This is a genomic window from Pseudomonas lyxosi, from assembly GCF_047758685.1.
GTDB classification, from domain to species: domain Bacteria; phylum Pseudomonadota; class Gammaproteobacteria; order Pseudomonadales; family Pseudomonadaceae; genus Aquipseudomonas; species Aquipseudomonas lyxosi.
In genome coordinates this window covers 4590952-4607543 of record NZ_CP180481.1, presented here as the reverse complement: position 1 = coordinate 4607543, position 16592 = coordinate 4590952, and the positions used below count along the sequence as shown (strand labels likewise).

Genomic DNA, 16592 nt, shown 5'->3' with positions numbered 1-16592 from the left:
ACTCACCAAATATCTCTGACGAAGAAATAACCATTCAAATGATTATAAGATTTCGCAATAGCAATAATTATTTTTAATCCTTAAACGTGACAAAAAGTGCTAATTGATTGGTAAATATGACAAAAACGTTGCTTTCAATGCCGCGTTTGATCTTGCCGATTGGAAACTTCAATCAAATCAATTGGTTGGTCTTTGCCATATTTAGCGAAGGCGCACAGTTGCACGCAGATTTTGAAGGATCAAATCACCTCAGCCACTCATTCTCCCGTCAGCTTCTCAATCAGCTCCGTGTGTTCGGGAAATTGCTCGGTAAGCTGCTGCTGAATACCCAACTCCATATCTGCAAAATCAAACCCCGGTGTAACCGCTTCGCTGATCAGGCCGTATCCCGCCAATCCATTTGTAAGCTGCGAAGCTTTCCAGACGCCACCAGGCACATGCAACTGCAGACATTGTCCGGCGATTATGTCGCTGCCCATCACAACCGTTTTTAATGTGCCGTCCGGAAAAATCAGGCTGTACTGAATCGCATCTCCCACATGGTAGTAATGCACGATGTCCGATCGGTTCAGATGAAAATGACCTATCGGCGAATCCTTGGTCAGCAAGTAGTAAATGGATGTCATCAGGTAGCGCCGGCCCCCAGCGGTCTCAACCATCGCGTGGTGATCGGTTTGAAAGGTTCTGCGGTAGTAACCGCCTTCCATGTGGGGTTCCAGGTTCAGTGCTGCGACTACAGCCTCAGCGCTGGGAATGTGTTTATCAAAGGTGTTGGTAGTCATGTTGATTGAGCCCTCCAGCCTTTGAAATAGCGTGCAATTAATGCGCCCGCTCTATTATTCCCATGCGCACGATTAATAATAACTATGCTAAATAGCTCTTTAGTAGAGCTAGCCATTAGGGCTTGAGCACACGAGTACTCACTACCCTCGCCCACTATTGTTATTCACGCCGCACTTGTGTTTGCGACACGAGCAGTGCGAATAAACAAGGCGCGTACTTTCTCCCAGAAATTCCCCCCCAATACAAAAAAGCTACCGATCAGCATAAGGTCACCCAGCGCTTGAGCTTGCCAGAGGTTGGGTCTGAGCCCCGGCCAAATGCTGTCGATGTAGGGTTCAAGAAAGGAGGAAATCAGCGGCACAAAGAACATCACGATTCCAATTCTATGACGCAATGGGCCCACTTCGACGTCCGTGCTGGGTGCAAGTGAGGACACATAGCCGAACAGGCTGCGCTTTAACTGTTGGAATCCGGACTTGCCCATGATGGCAATGGCGAGAATCAGCAGGATTTTGTTGCTGATGAACAGCACGCCAGTCAGTGCAGCGATCTTTGATCCAGACACATCGGCTGCCGCCGCGAGAGGCACTAACAGCCAGGAGCCCAGCATCAAGCAGATAATGACTATTCCCACCTTGAAGCGCCAACCGGCTGAATGGGGTTCAACAACACCCGGGGTGTTATTCATAATCGTCGTACCTTTCTAACGGATCACAGTAGATTTGATGGCGCTTAAAAAGCGTAGCAGCCATGTGCCCATTTGGACGGCTATGCTCCAGTGATCTTTGTTGGTCGGGAAATGCGTAATGCATCCAGGTACAACCCTGCTGAATTGGCCTGGCCGGTTCGTGCTGTTTGGCGTACTCGGCCTCAGTGGCTGCGTACGGCTTGGGCCGGACTTCCAGCCGCCCAGCGAAGAATGGATCAAACACTGGAGCACCCCTGCCCTCGAGCAATCCAGCCAACGCAGCCTGAACCCGGACATTCGTCAGTGGTGGCAAGTCTTCGCCGATCCGGTCCTCGATCATTTGATTGCCGAGTCGGATGCACGCAACTCCAGCCTCAAAATCGCCGGCCTGCGCGTCATGGAAGCCCGCGCCCAACTCGGCATTGCTCAAAGCGGTCTTTACCCGCAACTGCAGCAAGCCAGTGTCGACAGTCTTTACTTCAACCGCAGGCAATCCGGTGGGACCAACCCGCAAGACAGCCATTTCTGGCAACACAGCGTGGGGTTCGACGTGGGTTGGGAACTGGACTTCTGGGGACGCTTCAGTCGCGCCATCGAGTCGTCCGATGCCAGCTACTTCGCCGCCCAGGCCAACTATGAAGACGTACTCGTACTGCTGCGCGCACAAGTGGCCGATACCTATTTTTCGCTGCGCACCACCGAAGCCCGTTTGCGTGTCGCCCGGGAAAACGCCAAACAGCAAAAGCGCAACTTCGAGATCACCGAAAAGCTCTTCAACAGTGGCCAAACTGCCGAGCTCGACCTGCAACAAGCCAGGACCCAATACCTGGGCACGTTGAGCACCATCCCCAATTTCGAAGACCAGTTGCAACGGACTCGCAATGCGTTGGCGGTGTTGATTGGTCAGCCGCCCGGCGCAATGCCGCAACTGGTCGAGAACGTGGGATTGATCCCGCTGATCGACCGTGCCGTGTTGCAGGATGTACCGGCCAACCTGCTGCTGCGTCGGCCCGACGTGCGCGCCGCCGAACTTAATGTCGCCGCCCAGTCAGCGCTCATCGGTGTGGCCGAGAGCGATTTCTATCCGTCGCTGACCTTGCTGGGCAGCATCGTCTGGTCCACCGACACGCTCAGTGGCACGCCCCGGAATCTGGATTTGATCGGCGGCCCCAGTCTGCGCTGGAATCTGTTTGATCACGGGCAGATCAGCAACAACGTGCGCGTGCAGGATGCGCGGTTGCAGCAACTGATCGAGGCCTACCGCGACAAGGTTCGCCAGGCGGCACGCGAGGCGGACGATGCAGCCTATGGCTTGATCAAATCCCTGGAGCGCGAAGGCATCCTGCGCGAGGCCGAAGTAGCCGCCAAACGCTCGCTGGTGCTGGCCAGCGCGCAATATCGCGAAGGTTATTCGGACTTCCAGCGGGTGCTGGATGCGCAGCGTGCCTTGCTCGAACAACAGGACAATTATCTGGTCGCCCGCAGCAATGCCGTCAGTAATGTCATTGCCTTGTACAAAGCCGTGGGCGGTGGCTGGTACAGCGCCCAGCCGAAAGTTGATCCGACCACCCGCCAGCAAATGGAAAAACGCACCGACTGGGGCGATCTGCTGAAAGAGCCCACCCCTGCACAGCCTGCCATTCCAATGTCTTACAAGGTAAAAGACCAATGAGTGAAACCGCCCCTTCCTCGTCCGAGCCCCCAGTCGCCCAGGCTCCAGCGCCGGCTGCCGACCCGGCGAAAAAAGGCATCAAGTGGGTCCTCCTACTGATCCTCCTGAGTCTGACTTGGTACCTGTTGGCGGATCGTTTCACCCCCTACACACAACAGGCCCGAGTGGGTGCCTTTGTGATTCCGGTCGCCTCGGAAGTGGCAGGCCGCGTGATCCGGGTGAACGTGCGCAACAACCAGGACGTCAAGGCCGGCGAAATCCTGTTCGAGGTGGACCCTCAGCCGTACCAGATTGCCGTCGACCGCGCGCGCGCCGACCTTGAATCGACCCGCCGACAGATCGGTGCGAGCACCGCCGGCATTGCCTCGGCGCAAGCCAACTTGCGGGCCGCACAGGCCAATGAGCTCAAGGCGCGTCAGGACAATCAGCGTCTTGAAGGTTTGTATCGCGAAGACCCGGGCACCATTTCCGTACGCCTGCTCGAAGTGTCTCGCGCTAACCGCGAACAGGCTGTGAGTCAGGTCGCCGCTGCCCGCGCCGAAGTGCAGCGAGCGCGTGAGCAGGAAGGTGGCAGCGAGGAAGACAACGCCTTGCTGCGCAGTGCCGCCACGGCGTTGTCCAAAGCCGAACTGGATCTGTCCAACACGCAGATTCGCGCTCGCTCGGCCGGGCTGATTACGGATCTGCGCACTGACGCTGGGCAATTCGCCGCGGCCGGTAGCCCGGTCATGACCCTGATCGCCATTCATGATGTGTGGATCAGTGCGGACATGACCGAGAACAACCTTGGTCTGGTGAAGCTCGACACGCCGGTTTCGATTGTTCTGGATGCGCTGCCGGGCGAGGTCTTCGAGGGGCGCGTGCGCAGCGTCGGCTACGGCGTCAGCGTGGGCCAGACACCCGCGCCTGGCACCTTGCCCAGCGTGCAGAACAGCCGCGATTGGTTGCGTCCGGCCCAGCGTTTCCCGGTCATTATCGAGTTTTCGCCAGACTCGTTGAACACGTTGCGTGACAGTCGGGGGATCCGTGCCGGTGGCCAGGCCGAAGTCATGGCCTTCCCCACCGAGAGCAATCCGCTGAACCCACTCGGCCGTGTGTTTGTGGGGTTCATGAGCTGGCTGAGCTATGCCTATTAAGGGTATGTCGACTCGGCGCACGCCGCGGGATCAACGCGCGCTGCGCCTGGCCACCGGCACGGCGTTGAGCCTCACCGCCAGTTTCGGCCTGGGCTTGCCGATTCCTTTTATGGCGCCGGTGCTTTGCCTGCTGTTGCTGGCCTCGGTCAATCGCCCGCTGCCGTTCAAGGCCGGACTGGTTCTCGCACTGGCCGCCATGTTGACCACCGGCATCGGCCTGCTATTGATCCCGGTCCTGCGTTATTACCCCGTCAGCGGCGTGCTGTTGATCAGCGTCGGTCTGTTCCTGGCCTTCCGCTTTGGCCTGCGCGGCGGCAACACCTTGATCATGACCTTCCTGGTGATTGGTCTGACCATGATTTCCTCGGCCGGTATCGCCGAATTCGATCTGGCGGCGATGGTCATCGGCGCACTGGTCAAGGGTTTGCTACTCGCCGTTGTCGTTGTGGCGTTCAGTCATGGGTTATTCCCGGATCCACCCAATGCCCCTTCCCCGCCGCCTGCCCCACCCCTGCCGGCAGAAGAAGTCAGTCGGGTTGCGCTGCGTGCAACCCTGATTGTGTTACCGACATTCCTGCTGGCGCTGATCGACCCGGCCGGTTATCTGCCGATCATCCTGAAGGCCGTTGGCCTGGGTCAGCAAAGCTCCACGACGAATGCCCGCAACGCCGGTCGCGAACTGCTCGGGTCAACCTTGCTCGCAGGCCTGTTGGCGATCCTGTTCTGGAGCGCCCTCAGTCTGTTCGTGCATCTGTGGATGTTCTTTCTATGGATGTTGCTGTTCGGCCTGGTGCTGGCGCGCAAACTCTACGCCCTGAGCCCTAGCCGGTTTACCCCGGGGTTTTGGCTCAATACCCTGATCACACTGATCATCCTGTTGGGTCAGTCGGTACAGGACAGCGCAGCAGGCAAGGACGTTTACACAGCGTTCGCCATCCGCATGGGCCTGTTCATCCTCGTGACGCTGTATGCCTGCCTGATGGTTCATCTGCTCGATCAGCGGCGGCAAAATGACGTTCAAGGGTTAACCTGATACCCCTTCCCTTGCAGGCAGCTTGTATAGGCCGTTGAACTGGTCGCAGCACTGGTTTTCTCTTGCGCCCGGCGTTCCTGACGCTGACGCGAGCCTCCGACGACCGCGCCTGCCGCGGCGGTTTCCTTGGCGCGATTCTGGCGATAGTCCTGCTTAGTGTCATCATCGACGCGATCATAAAACTCGTCATGCTGACGTCCGCGCACCTGGGCCCCCGCCGCACCGGCGGCAGCGCCCGCTGCAGCCCCCTTCAACCTTCCACCGCTAGGAGGCGGTGCAGCCGAGGCGCTCTGACTGGCCGCGATGTTGTTGCATTCGGTAATGTCCGTTTGGGTTTGTTGCGAACTCTGCCCTTTCATCGGCACCACCGTTTCCGCCCAGCCCTGGGTCCAGGAAACCGACAGTGCGATGCACAGGCTAATGGATGACAACCTTTTCATGATGACCTCCGACAGGGCCCGGCACTCTGCAAGCACACTGGGTCGGTAGACAGACCGCTCAATACGTCACACCTCGTGATCCTGAGCGTGGTTCAGCATAAAAGATTGTAGATCACCCCTTCTCACCCGCCCCCCCTTCCCTATTCGTGCTCAGCGTGCGGAACTATTTTTCGCGCCAGCACACGCCATGACCTAACCTGAATGGCTAAAGCCGCTGGAGGCATGCCTATGCGTCCTGCATTGAAATTACTCATATTCGTTGTGTTCGCGCTGATGGGGGCGAACATCGGCGAGCTGTCGGCGGATGAACTACCCAACACGGCAAGCAACGGTGAGGCCAGCGCTACCGCTACGGTGTCGAAAAGCGATCTGGAAGCACTGCAATTAAGGCTGGATAACCTTAAACAGCAGGTGTCACTGACCAGTAACTACACCCAGTTAATAGGCTTTCAGGACAACGTTCAGTTGCTCTTAAGTGATGCGGACAAGTTGGCGGCCGTGTTACTTCCCGAGCAGACGCAATTGCAAGCACAACTCAGTGTGCTCGGGACGGCATCCGCCACCAGCGTTGCCATGGAAAAGTCCGATCTCGTGAAACAGAGGTCCTATCTCACCGAACAAAAAGACAAGGTGGATGCCGATCTCAAGATATTGCAGGCCATCAAAGAAGGCGCTACTAACCTCATCGCTCAGATCGCCAGCATTCGGCGCACACAACTGGAAACCGAACTCGCCCAGCGAACCGCCAGCCTCCTCAACCCCCGGTTCTGGTTACCGCTGTTTTCTCCACTGGAGGAGGATAAAAACCGTCTGAGTTTTTTGATCGACCAGTGCAACAGTGTCATTCAGTCCGTCTGGCAACCCGGCCGGCGCGCCGCGACCGTCACGTTGTTATTGCTGGCCCTGGCCTTCTGGACGCCGGGGCGAAGACTGGCTGAGCGTGGTTTGACATGGATCTGCATCCATCGGGTACCGGAAGGTCGCCTGCGCAGAAGTTCATTGGCGATAGCCACGGTAGTTGCCACGATGCTGAGCGCAGGTTGCGCAATAGAGCTCATCTCCGCGGCGGCTACCCGCCTTCAGCCATTGCCTCAGCCACTGCAAGGTTACTTCGACGATGTAGAGAAAGTCGCTTACGCCTGCGCCCTGATTATCGGTCTGAGTCGGGCCCTGCTGTCTAAACGCAATCCCTCATGGCGGTTGCCTGGCATCGCCGATGAAGTGGCACTTGCAATAAGCCCTTTTCCGGCGCTGCTGGCCGGATCAATGCTGATACTCATCTCGCTGGTACAAGTCACCAATGCGACGGGTATGAGTTCGCAGGTGGTTCTGTTCAGCCGGGGCGTCGTGTCATTAGTCGTCATCTTGATTATGGGTGCGCTATTACTGCGCGTCAGTAAAACCCGCCGAGCGATGGTCATTGCCGGAGAACACCCTGAGTCAGGTACTACGCTGGCGGGGTTGATTTATACCGCCGTCAGTATCGCCATGTTGATCTCGATTTTTGGCCTGCTGGTCGGTTACATCTCCCTGGCCCGGTTCATTACTTACGAAATTGTCTGGCTCTATATCGTCATTGCCAGCTTCTATTTGCTGACGCAGTTGTTCAGGGACCTGTGTGATTACCTGTTTTCGCCCAAGCACTCCAGCGGCAAGACGATCAAACAGCTGCTGGGTGTCGGCGACGTACGGCTTGAACAAATCGAGGTTGTTGTGTCGGGTATTGGCAGAGCGGCCCTACTGTTGATTGCCGCGATTACAACGATTGTGGGGGGGGTTGGAGCGACTTTTGGACAGCTGACTGACAGGGTTTCAGCGATCCTCGGCGGCGATGGCTTGCGCAAGCTGAACATCATTCCGGGCAATCTGTTGAATGCGGTCCTCGCACTGTTGATCGGTATTTACCTGATTCGATCGCTGCGCAGATGGCTGGATAACGAGTTCCTGCCGAAAACCGATATGGACCCCGGCATGGGGGCGTCGCTGAGCACCCTGTTCAGTAATATCGGGTACGCGCTGGTCATTCTGCTGGCGTTGTCTTCATTGGGCGTCAAATGGACGAACCTGGCCTGGATCGTCAGTGCGTTGTCGGTGGGGATCGGCTTCGGCCTGCAGGAGATCGTCAAGAACTTCGTGTCCGGGTTAATCCTGCTCACCGAGCGTCCGGTCAAGGTCGGCGACTTGATCAGCATCAGCGGGGTCGAAGGTGATATCCGGCGGATCAATGTCAGGGCCACCGAGATACAGCTCAGTGACCGTTCGATCGTGATCGTGCCCAATTCGCAGCTTATTTCCCAGAACCTGCGCAATGTGACCATGGGCGGCAGCGCCCAAGGGGTGGCCACACTCGAGCTGGTGTTCCCTCTGGACATCGACCCCGAGCAAGTCAAGAACCTGCTGTACAACGCCTATCACGAGCATGAAACCATCCTCGAGAAACCCGCCCCCGTTGTCCGCTTCAGCAATCTGAGCCCTGAAGGCATCACATTGACCATCACCGGCTATGTCAGCAGCCCAAGGATTGTCAGTACGACCAAGAGCGATCTGCTCTTTGAGATCCTGAAGCGATTGGGTGCGGCCGGCATCGAATTGGCCAAGCCTGTTCCCCCCGCGTAATCCCCATCAATAGCCTGCCTGGCGCCTGAACGAGCTCGTGATCACACGGAATCGGTGTGAATTTTTGCGCTACCGACTGATACGTTTATTTTCACAGTATTGCATTGTGAAATAAAACATGTCATTTATAGCCACGCAAAATCATCAGGACTGATCCACCGTGCCAGATCGGACGGCCTGTACCACCCCAACGCCCCTCCAAGGAGTCAACAATATGAACAAGACAGAACTTCTAGGTGCTCTGGCACTGTGCGCCGCAAGCTTGCTGGCACACGCCGACGAAGACAGCCTGCGTATCGGTATCGAAGCCGCCTACCCGCCCTTCTCTTTCAAGACGCCGGAGGGCAATGTCAGTGGTTTCGATTACGACATCGGCAACGCCCTGTGCGAAGAAATGAAGGTCAAATGCGAGTGGGTCATCCAGGAATTCGACGGCATGATCCCGTCGCTGAAAGTGCGTAAGATCGATGCCGTACTGTCGTCGATGTCGATCACTGAAGACCGTATGAAGTCGGTCGACTTCAGCAAAAAGTACTACCACACGCCAGGCAAGTTCGCGATGAAGGCCGGCAACGTGATCAACGACCCGCTGGTTGATCTCAAGGGCAAGAAGGTCGGAGTGCAACGCTCATCGACCTACGACCGTTTTGCCACCGAGCAGCTGGAAAAAGCCGGGGTCGAAGTGCTGCGCTACGGCTCACAAAATGAAGCCTTCCTTGATCTGGCGTCGGGTCGTCTGGACGCGACGCTCGCCGATATCGTCAACACCGACGAGAGCTTCATCAAGACGCCAGCAGGCAAAGGTTTCGCGCTGACAGGACCGGACATCAACGACCCGAAATATTTCGGCCGAGGCGCCGGGATCGCGGTGCGTAAAGGCGACAGCGTGAACGTTGCACGTCTGAGTACGGCGATCGACGCCATCCGCGCCAACGGCAAGTACCAGCAAGTGATGGCCAAGTACTTCGCGTTCGATATCTACGGCGAATAAACCTTACCTGAAACCCTGTGGCGCCGGCCTCTTGCGGGCGCTTTGGGCTTGTCTCGCGCGCCTTTTGGCGCTCGTTTGAGGAACTTCATCATGCTTCACGGCTACGGATCGAGCATTCTCGATGGCGCCTGGCTGACCATTAACCTGGCCCTGACCTCCATGAGCATGGCGATTGCTTTGGGGCTGATCGGCGCGGCTTTTCGGTTGTCACCGCTCAAATGGCTGGCGATGCTGGGCGAAGGGTACACAACCCTGATTCGCGGTATTCCTGACCTGGTGTTGATCCTGCTGATCTTCTACGGCGGCCAGGATCTGGTGAACCGCATTGCCCTGGCGCTCGGTTACACCCGCTACATCGACATCAATCCCTTCATCGCCGGCGTCTGCACCATGGGCTTCATTTTCGGCGCCTATCTGTCAGAAACCTTTCGCGGCGCGTTTATGGCGATCCCTAAAGGTCAGGCCGAGGCCGGCGCGGCGTATGGCATGAGTGGCGGCCAGGTGTTCTGGAGGATTCTGGTGCCGCAGATGATTCGTTTCGCCATTCCCGGGTTCACCAACAACTGGTTGGTGCTGACCAAATCCACCGCGCTGATCTCGGTGATCGGCTTGCAGGACATGATGTTCAAAGCCAAGAACGCAGCGGACGCCACCCATGAGCCATTTACGTTTTTCCTCGCGGTGGCGGCGCTTTATCTGATGCTGACCAGCGTGTCATTGCTGGTGCTGCGTTATCTGGAAAAACACTACTCGGTCGGCATCAAAGCCGCCGAATTGTGATTGGGAGCACCCCATGATTCTTGACTACAACCTGATCTGGGAAAACCTGCCGCTGTATTTCAATGGCGCCTTGTTGACCCTCAAAGTCCTGCTGATTTCCCTGGCCTTCGGTCTGGTGCTGGCGATTCCGTTGGCACTGATGCGGGTGTCCCGATCGCCCCTGATCAACTTCCCGGCCTGGCTCTACACCTACGTGATTCGCGGCACGCCGATGCTGGTGCAATTGTTCCTGATCTATTACGGCCTGGCGCAGTTCGCCGCGGTACGTGAAAGCGTGCTCTGGCCATACCTGTCCAGTGCAACCTTTTGTGCCTGCCTGGCCTTCGCGATCAATACCAGTGCCTATAGCGCGGAACTGCTGGCTGGCAGTTTGAAGTCCACGGCCCACGGCGAGATCGAAGCCGCCAAGGCCATGGGCATGTCGCGCCTTACCCTGTACCGCCGCATTCTGCTGCCGTCGGCCTTGCGCCGGGCGCTGCCGCAGTACAGCAACGAAGTGCTGATGATGCTGCAAACCACCAGCCTGGCATCGATTGTCACGCTGGTGGACATCACCGGCGCCGCGCGTACGGTCAGTGCGCGGTTCTATCTGCCGTTCGAGGCGTTCATCACTGCCGGCCTGATCTACCTGGCCCTGACCTTCATCCTGGTTCGCCTGTTCAAGCTGGCCGAGCGTCGCTGGCTGGCGTATCTGGCACCGCGCAAGCACTAAGGAGCTGTTATGGAGCACATTGAATACCTGTTGCCGTGGAGTGCTTCGGGCACTGAACGGAAACTGTCGCTGTTTCGCTTTGGCAGCGGACCGCGCAAGGCCTACATTCAGGCGTCCCTGCACGCTGATGAGCTGCCGGGGATGCGCGTGGCGGTTGAACTCAAACGACGTCTGCGGGTGCTGGAAGAACAAGGTCGCCTGAACGGAGTGATCGAGTTAGTGCCGATGGCCAATCCGATTGGCATCGCCCAGATGTTCCAGGCCACCCATCAGGGGCGCTTCGAGTTCTCCAGCGGGAAGAATTTCAATCGGGATTTCCCGGCGCTGGCCGAAGCTGTGGCGGCGCTGGTGAAAGACCACCTGGGCGACAATGCCGACGTCAACACCGCACTGATCCGCCGGGCCATGGCCGATGTCCTCGCCGACATGCCACCACCGACATCGGAACTCGATGGCCTGCGCCGCCTGCTGCTGCAACATGCCTGTGACGCCGATGTGGTGCTGGACCTGCACTGCGATTTCGAGTCGATCATGCTGCTTTACGCCATGCCGCAAAACTGGCCGCGATTGCGTTCGTTGGCCGCTCGACTCGGTGCCGGCGCCGCGCTGCTGGCCGAGGGTGCGGGCGGCAGTGCCTTCGATGAGGCCTGTGCGATCCCTTGGTTGCGGTTGGCCGAGCTCTTTCCTGAAGTCGATATTCCGCTGGCCTGTGTGGCCACCACCATCGAGTTGCGCGGCATGGCCGACACCGAACGCGAACAATGTGTCGATAGCGCCGAGGCCATTCTTGGCTATCTCGCCGAACAAGGCCTGATCAGCGGTGACTGGCCAGCAGCACCAACGACCTGTTGTGAAGCGACGCCATTCGCCGGCGCGCAGTACGCCTATGCGCCGCACCCCGGCGTGGTGAGTTTTCTGCAACCGCTGGGTGCCCGGGTCAGGGTTGGCGATCCGCTGTTCGAAGTGCTGGATCCGCTGACCGATCGCCACAGTATCGTGCGCGCCAGCACCGACGGCATCCTCTATGCCCGAGAACGCCTGCGTTTTGCCCAGCCCGGTTTGTGGCTGGCCAAAGTCGCGGGCACCCGCCTTATTCGCCAGGGTCGCTTGCTCAGCGACTGATTCCAGAGAACTAAAACCATGTACAAACTTGAAGTTCAGGATCTACACAAAAGCTACGGCAGCCACCACGTGCTCAAGGGCGTGTCCCTGGAGGCAAAAGCCGGTGACGTGATCAGCCTCATCGGCTCCAGCGGCTCTGGCAAAAGCACCTTCCTGCGCTGCATCAACCTGCTGGAGCAGCCCAACGCCGGCAACATCGTGCTCAACGGCGAACAATTGAAACTGGTGACCAACAAACTCGGCGGGCTCAAGGCGGCCGAACCCAGGCAGTTACAACGCATGCGTTCGCGGCTGTCGATGGTGTTTCAGCACTTCAACCTGTGGTCACACATGAGCGCCCTTGAAAACGTCATGGAAGCCCCGGTGCATGTGCTTGGCATCAGCAAGAAAGAAGCCCGGGAAAAAGCCGAGCACTACCTGAACAAAGTCGGCGTGGCGCACCGGATGGATGCCTGGCCGGCCCATATGTCGGGCGGCGAGCAGCAGCGTGTGGCGATTGCCCGTGCGCTGGCCATGGAGCCGGAAGTGATGCTGTTTGATGAGCCGACCTCGGCACTCGACCCCGAACTGGTCGGCGAAGTGCTGAAAGTTATGCAGGACCTCGCCCTCGAAGGTCGCACCATGGTGGTCGTGACCCACGAAATGGGCTTTGCCCGCGAGGTTTCGAATCAACTGGTGTTCCTGCACAAAGGTCAGGTCGAAGAACGTGGCGACCCGCGCGAAGTGCTGGTCAACCCGCAGTCCGAACGCCTCCAGCAGTTTCTTGCCGGGAGCTTGAAGTAATCCGACCGGCCTAATGCCAGTCAGTTAAGCAACTTCAGTTGCAGCGCATACTTTGTAGCAGCTGGCGAAGCCTGCGTTCGGCTACGCAGCAGTCGTGAAATCAGGCAGTGCGGTTCTTCAGGACTACCTCGCGGTCAGGTTTTACGACTGCTGCGCAGCCGAACGCAGCCTTCGGCAGCTGCTACACGGACTGCGTTGCGGCTAAACTGACGGGCATTCCCGATCACCGCCCCTTGGCCAAGCGCTGCACACCGAGGGGCGGCTTCAGATACACTCCCGCCAGCTTTATCAACCCTCAGGAAATGTTGAGCCGGATATGCCGACCCCAGCGAAAAACACCACGGTCTATGCCGCACCGGTTATGCGCAAACTGGCAGAGATCGTTGGCGATTTGCAGCCGTCACTGCGCAAGGTGGCGGACTTTATCCTGCGTCACCCGCTGAGGGCTGCGACGCTGACCATCGAGGAGATGGCTCACGAAACGTCCACCTCGCCAGCCGCGGTCAACCGTTTGGCCAAGGCCCTGAACCTGGGTGGCTACACCGGCATGAAGGCCGAGCTGGTCGCGACGTTGCAGCAGATGGTGTCGCCGGTCGACAAACTGCGCAACGAACTGGCGCATCGTCCTGGCGGCGCGTTTGGCCTGCATGAACAAATCCAGAGCGCCAGCAGCAACCTCGCCACGGCGGCGACCAACAACCATGAAGATACCTTTGAAGCGTTCGTCACGCGCCTGACCACCGCGCGCAAAATCTACATCCTGGGCTTTGGCAACAGCGTCTACTTCGCCGGCCTCGCCGCCTCGACTTTGATGCCTTTCTGCGCGGACGCCACCGCCATCAGCATGGAGGGCGGCAACGAAAACGCCGCTTACCGTCTGGCCGCGATTACCGATCAGGATGTGTTGCTGGCGATCTCCCTGCCGCGCTATTCCCTCGACACCCTGCAACTCGCCCGTTTCGCCAATGAGCGGGGTGCCTCGGTGCTGGCAATCACCGACTCACCCGCTTCGCCGCTCACCAGCATTGCCGAACACGTGCTGTTTGCTCCCGCCGACCATCCGGTTTTGACCAGTTCCAACATCGCGGTGCTCGCCTTGATCGAAGGCTTGGTGGCGGGCGTGATGGCGCGCAACAAGGAAGCCGTCAAACTGGCGACCGAGCTGACCGAAAGCGTGATGGCTTACCTGCACATGCCGGGCAACAGCAAATCGGCGAAAGCCACAAAGCCGCGCTGACGTGTCCCCGGCTTACCTGCGACCTGGTGCGCCACAGGGTTTGCGGGCGAGCGTCTGACTGGGAAGTTCGTTGAACAACGCGCGATAACTGCTGGAAAATCGCCCTAAATGCCAGAACGACCAGTGCATCGCCACTTCGGCAACGGTGGTGTCCATCGCTGTGCGGCTGAGCAATTCGCGGCGTGCGCTATTGAGTCGGCGCAAGCGCAGCCAATGGGTCGGGGTCATCCCGGTATAAGCCTTGAACGCATGCTGCAACTGACGCAGTGAAACCCCGGCGACCTGCGAAAGTTCCAGCAGATTCAGGGTCTCTTCCGGGGCATCAGCCGCCCATTCGCCGATGCGCTTCATTACCGATCGCTCTTCGGCGCGGCGCTGTAGCCCACCGCGATCAAGGCAAACGCACGCGTTGTCGAGGATGTACAGGCAGTCTTCCAGCAACTGCTGGGTCAACGCCTCCTTGCTCGGCGGATCGAGCGTCTGCGTCAGTCGGGTCAACGTCCCGCTCAGCCAGCGGCTGAACAGCGCGTTCTGTCCCGAGTTCAGCGGCGCCATGAACAGGCCTTCGAGCCTGGCCACGTTCAAACCGTGACGCTGCACGAACGCCGGACCGAACACCACGGCGATTTCCTGGTAGTTCTCCGGGGTGATCCAGATGTTGCGGCTTTCGCCATTCAACACGTACAGCGCGTTGTCGCTTCGATCAAAACAGAACGCCAGCGAGCCTTCGGGCGCGCTGAAATTCTGCTCGACCCGCGTGTTCATCTGTTCCTCGTAAATCTCCACGCCTTGCAGGTCCAGGTAGCGCACGCGCCCGGCGAAATGCCCCGGTGACATTTGCTGGTAATACTGCACCCAGCCCGGTGTGGCGCGGATTTGCTCCGCTACATCGGCGGTGTTGAACGCTTGGACTTGCAGGGGATTGCACGTTGTCATGGGTGACCTTACGCACTCGTTTGGTGCGTTTTGGTGCTGCTGAAAGTGGATAGATGGAACGTCAAGGCTCGCCCAAGATAGTCGTCAACGCGCCACAGGGGAAGTGTGTGGTGGATGAAACCAGCCTCCCCGGCGTTAATAAAACCAATAACGAGGTCTTTATGAATGTCCCTTTCGATCAGCTGCTCACGTGGCTGAAAGATCACAAGATTACCGAAGTCGAGTGTGTGGTCAGTGACTTGACCGGCATTGCACGCGGCAAAATTGCACCCACCAACAAGTTCCTGCATGAGCGAGGCATGCGCCTGCCGGAAAGTGTGCTTTTGCAAACGGTAACCGGGGACTTTGTCGACGACGACATCTACTACGACCTGCTCGACCCGGCCGACATCGACATGGTGTGCAAGCCCGTCTCCGACGCGGTGTACGTGATCCCATGGGCCATCGAGCCCACCGCTATCGTGATTCACGACACCTTCGACAAGTTCGGCAACCCGATCGAACTGTCACCGCGCAACGTGCTGAAAAAAGTCCTGCAGCTGTACACCGACAAAGGCTGGCGGCCGATTGTCGCGCCGGAAATGGAGTTCTACCTGACCCAGCGCTGCGAAGACCCGGACTTGCCGCTCAAGGCACCGCTGGGGCGTTCGGGCCGTGCGGAAAGTGGTCGTCAGTCGTTTTCCATCGACGCTGCCAACGAATTCGATCCGCTGTTTGAAGACGTGTACGACTGGTGCGAGCTCCAAGGCCTGGACCTCGATACCTTGATCCACGAAGACGGCCCGGCGCAGATGGAAATCAACTTCCGTCACGGCGACGCGCTGGATCTGGCCGACCAGATCACCGTGTTCAAACGCACCCTGCGCGAAGCGGCGCTCAAGCACAACGTCACTGCGACCTTCATGGCCAAACCGATTGGCGATGAACCCGGCAGCGCGATGCATATCCACCAAAGCGTGGTGGACATCGCCACCGGCCAGCCGATCTTTGCCGATGCCGACGGGCAGATGAGCGAGCTGTTCCTGCATCACATCGGCGGCCTGCAAAAGTACATCCCCAAAGTGCTGCCGATGTTTGCGCCGAACGTCAATTCGTTCCGCCGCTTCCTGCCGGACACTTCGGCGCCGGTGAACGTCGAATGGGGTGAAGAAAACCGCACCGTGGGCCTGCGTGTGCCGACTTCAACGCCGGACGCGATGCGCGTGGAAAACCGTTTGCCGGGTGCCGATGCCAACCCTTATCTGGCGATCGCTGCGAGTCTGTTGTGCGGGTATCTGGGCATGGTCGAGCGCATCGAACCGAGCGCTGCGGTGCAAGGTCGTGCCTATGAGCGCCGCAATCTGCGCCTGCCGATCACCATCGAGGACGCCCTGACGCAGATGGAAGAATGCGAAACCATCGGGCGTTATCTGGGTAGCAAATTCGTCCGCGGTTATGTGGCGGTCAAGCGCGCCGAACACGAGAACTTCAAGCGCGTGATCAGCTCGTGGGAACGAGAGTTCCTGCTGCTCAGCGTCTAACCCCCCCTGATGATCGTTCCCACGCTCCGCGTGGGAATGCAGCCCGGGACGCTCCGCGTCCCTTTCGAGAGCTGGAACGCGGAGCGTCCCTTGAGGCATTCCCACGCAGAGCGTGGGAACGATCAGCGTCTAAAAACAATTAG

Annotated in this window: 15 protein-coding genes; 11 read left to right on the top strand and 4 right to left on the bottom strand. The window is 58.5% G+C overall.

The genetic code is table 11. The features are described 5' to 3' along the window. Positions 1–257 precede the first annotated feature (257 nt). Both ACMXYI_RS21210 and ACMXYI_RS21205 read right to left on the bottom strand, forming a co-directional pair. The gene (locus ACMXYI_RS21210) at positions 258–782 is read right to left on the bottom strand and encodes a cupin domain-containing protein (protein WP_415768918.1); all 525 of its coding nucleotides are present in this window, start codon (positions 780–782) and stop codon (positions 258–260) included. Positions 783–946: 164 nt separating this feature from the next. Next, positions 947–1471 carry a transporter suffix domain-containing protein gene (locus ACMXYI_RS21205; protein ID WP_415768917.1) on the bottom strand — a complete coding sequence of 175 codons (525 nt, stop codon included), beginning with the start codon at positions 1469–1471 and terminating at the stop codon, positions 947–949. A 118-nt stretch (positions 1472–1589) separates the two neighbouring features. Here ACMXYI_RS21205 and ACMXYI_RS21200 point away from each other — a divergent pair, with 118 nt between their 5' ends. The 3 genes from ACMXYI_RS21200 to ACMXYI_RS21190 are packed head-to-tail and all read left to right on the top strand — an operon-like array spanning position 1590 to position 5312. Next, a complete protein-coding gene (locus tag ACMXYI_RS21200) occupies positions 1590–3143 on the top strand; it encodes an efflux transporter outer membrane subunit (protein WP_415768916.1) in 1554 nt (517 codons plus the stop codon). Beyond that, on the top strand, positions 3140–4279 hold the full coding sequence (locus ACMXYI_RS21195) for an HlyD family secretion protein (RefSeq protein WP_415768915.1): 1140 nt from the start codon (positions 3140–3142) through the stop codon (positions 4277–4279). Before ACMXYI_RS21200 ends, ACMXYI_RS21195 begins: the two co-directional genes overlap by 4 nt. A gap of 4 nt (positions 4280–4283) precedes the next feature. Then, positions 4284–5312, top strand: a complete 1029-nt coding sequence (locus ACMXYI_RS21190; RefSeq protein WP_415773939.1) for a DUF2955 domain-containing protein — start codon at positions 4284–4286, stop codon at positions 5310–5312. Here the strand turns inward: ACMXYI_RS21190 and ACMXYI_RS21185 are convergent. Beyond that, positions 5297–5752 carry a hypothetical protein gene (locus ACMXYI_RS21185; protein ID WP_415768914.1) on the bottom strand — a complete coding sequence of 152 codons (456 nt, stop codon included), beginning with the start codon at positions 5750–5752 and terminating at the stop codon, positions 5297–5299. The two genes, ACMXYI_RS21190 and ACMXYI_RS21185, sit on opposite strands and share 16 nt — an antisense overlap. Before the next feature lie 228 nt (positions 5753–5980). Here ACMXYI_RS21185 and ACMXYI_RS21180 point away from each other — a divergent pair, with 228 nt between their 5' ends. The 7 genes from ACMXYI_RS21180 (at position 5981) to ACMXYI_RS21150 (ending at position 13993) form a co-directional block, all read left to right on the top strand. Then, complete coding sequence (locus tag ACMXYI_RS21180) at positions 5981–8368, top strand: DUF3772 domain-containing protein (RefSeq protein ID WP_415768913.1); 2388 nt, start codon at positions 5981–5983, stop codon at positions 8366–8368. Positions 8369–8582: 214 nt separating this feature from the next. Then, positions 8583–9359, top strand: coding sequence for an ABC transporter substrate-binding protein (locus tag ACMXYI_RS21175; protein WP_415768912.1), 777 nt, complete (start codon positions 8583–8585; stop codon positions 9357–9359). A gap of 90 nt (positions 9360–9449) precedes the next feature. After that, positions 9450–10139, top strand: a complete 690-nt coding sequence (locus ACMXYI_RS21170; protein WP_123364053.1) for an ABC transporter permease — start codon at positions 9450–9452, stop codon at positions 10137–10139. 13 nt (positions 10140–10152) lie between these two features. Next, the gene (locus tag ACMXYI_RS21165; protein ID WP_415768911.1) at positions 10153–10851 is read left to right on the top strand and encodes an ABC transporter permease; all 699 of its coding nucleotides are present in this window, start codon (positions 10153–10155) and stop codon (positions 10849–10851) included. A 9-nt stretch (positions 10852–10860) separates the two neighbouring features. Beyond that, positions 10861–11973 (top strand): succinylglutamate desuccinylase/aspartoacylase family protein, encoded by a 1113-nt coding sequence (locus ACMXYI_RS21160; protein ID WP_415768910.1) that lies wholly within the window; start codon positions 10861–10863, stop codon positions 11971–11973. Between the two features lie 18 nt (positions 11974–11991). Beyond that, positions 11992–12756 (top strand): ABC transporter ATP-binding protein, encoded by a 765-nt coding sequence (locus ACMXYI_RS21155; RefSeq protein ID WP_415768909.1) that lies wholly within the window; start codon positions 11992–11994, stop codon positions 12754–12756. Between the two features lie 316 nt (positions 12757–13072). Continuing rightward, positions 13073–13993 (top strand): MurR/RpiR family transcriptional regulator, encoded by a 921-nt coding sequence (locus ACMXYI_RS21150; protein ID WP_415768908.1) that lies wholly within the window; start codon positions 13073–13075, stop codon positions 13991–13993. Between the two features lie 12 nt (positions 13994–14005). Here ACMXYI_RS21150 and ACMXYI_RS21145 read toward each other — a convergent pair whose 3' ends face one another. After that, positions 14006–14929 (bottom strand): helix-turn-helix domain-containing protein, encoded by a 924-nt coding sequence (locus ACMXYI_RS21145; protein ID WP_415768907.1) that lies wholly within the window; start codon positions 14927–14929, stop codon positions 14006–14008. Between the two features lie 161 nt (positions 14930–15090). Between ACMXYI_RS21145 and ACMXYI_RS21140 the strand changes: the two genes are divergently transcribed. Then, positions 15091–16449 carry a glutamine synthetase family protein gene (locus tag ACMXYI_RS21140; protein ID WP_282378368.1) on the top strand — a complete coding sequence of 453 codons (1359 nt, stop codon included), beginning with the start codon at positions 15091–15093 and terminating at the stop codon, positions 16447–16449. Positions 16450–16592: the final 143 nt, after the last annotated feature.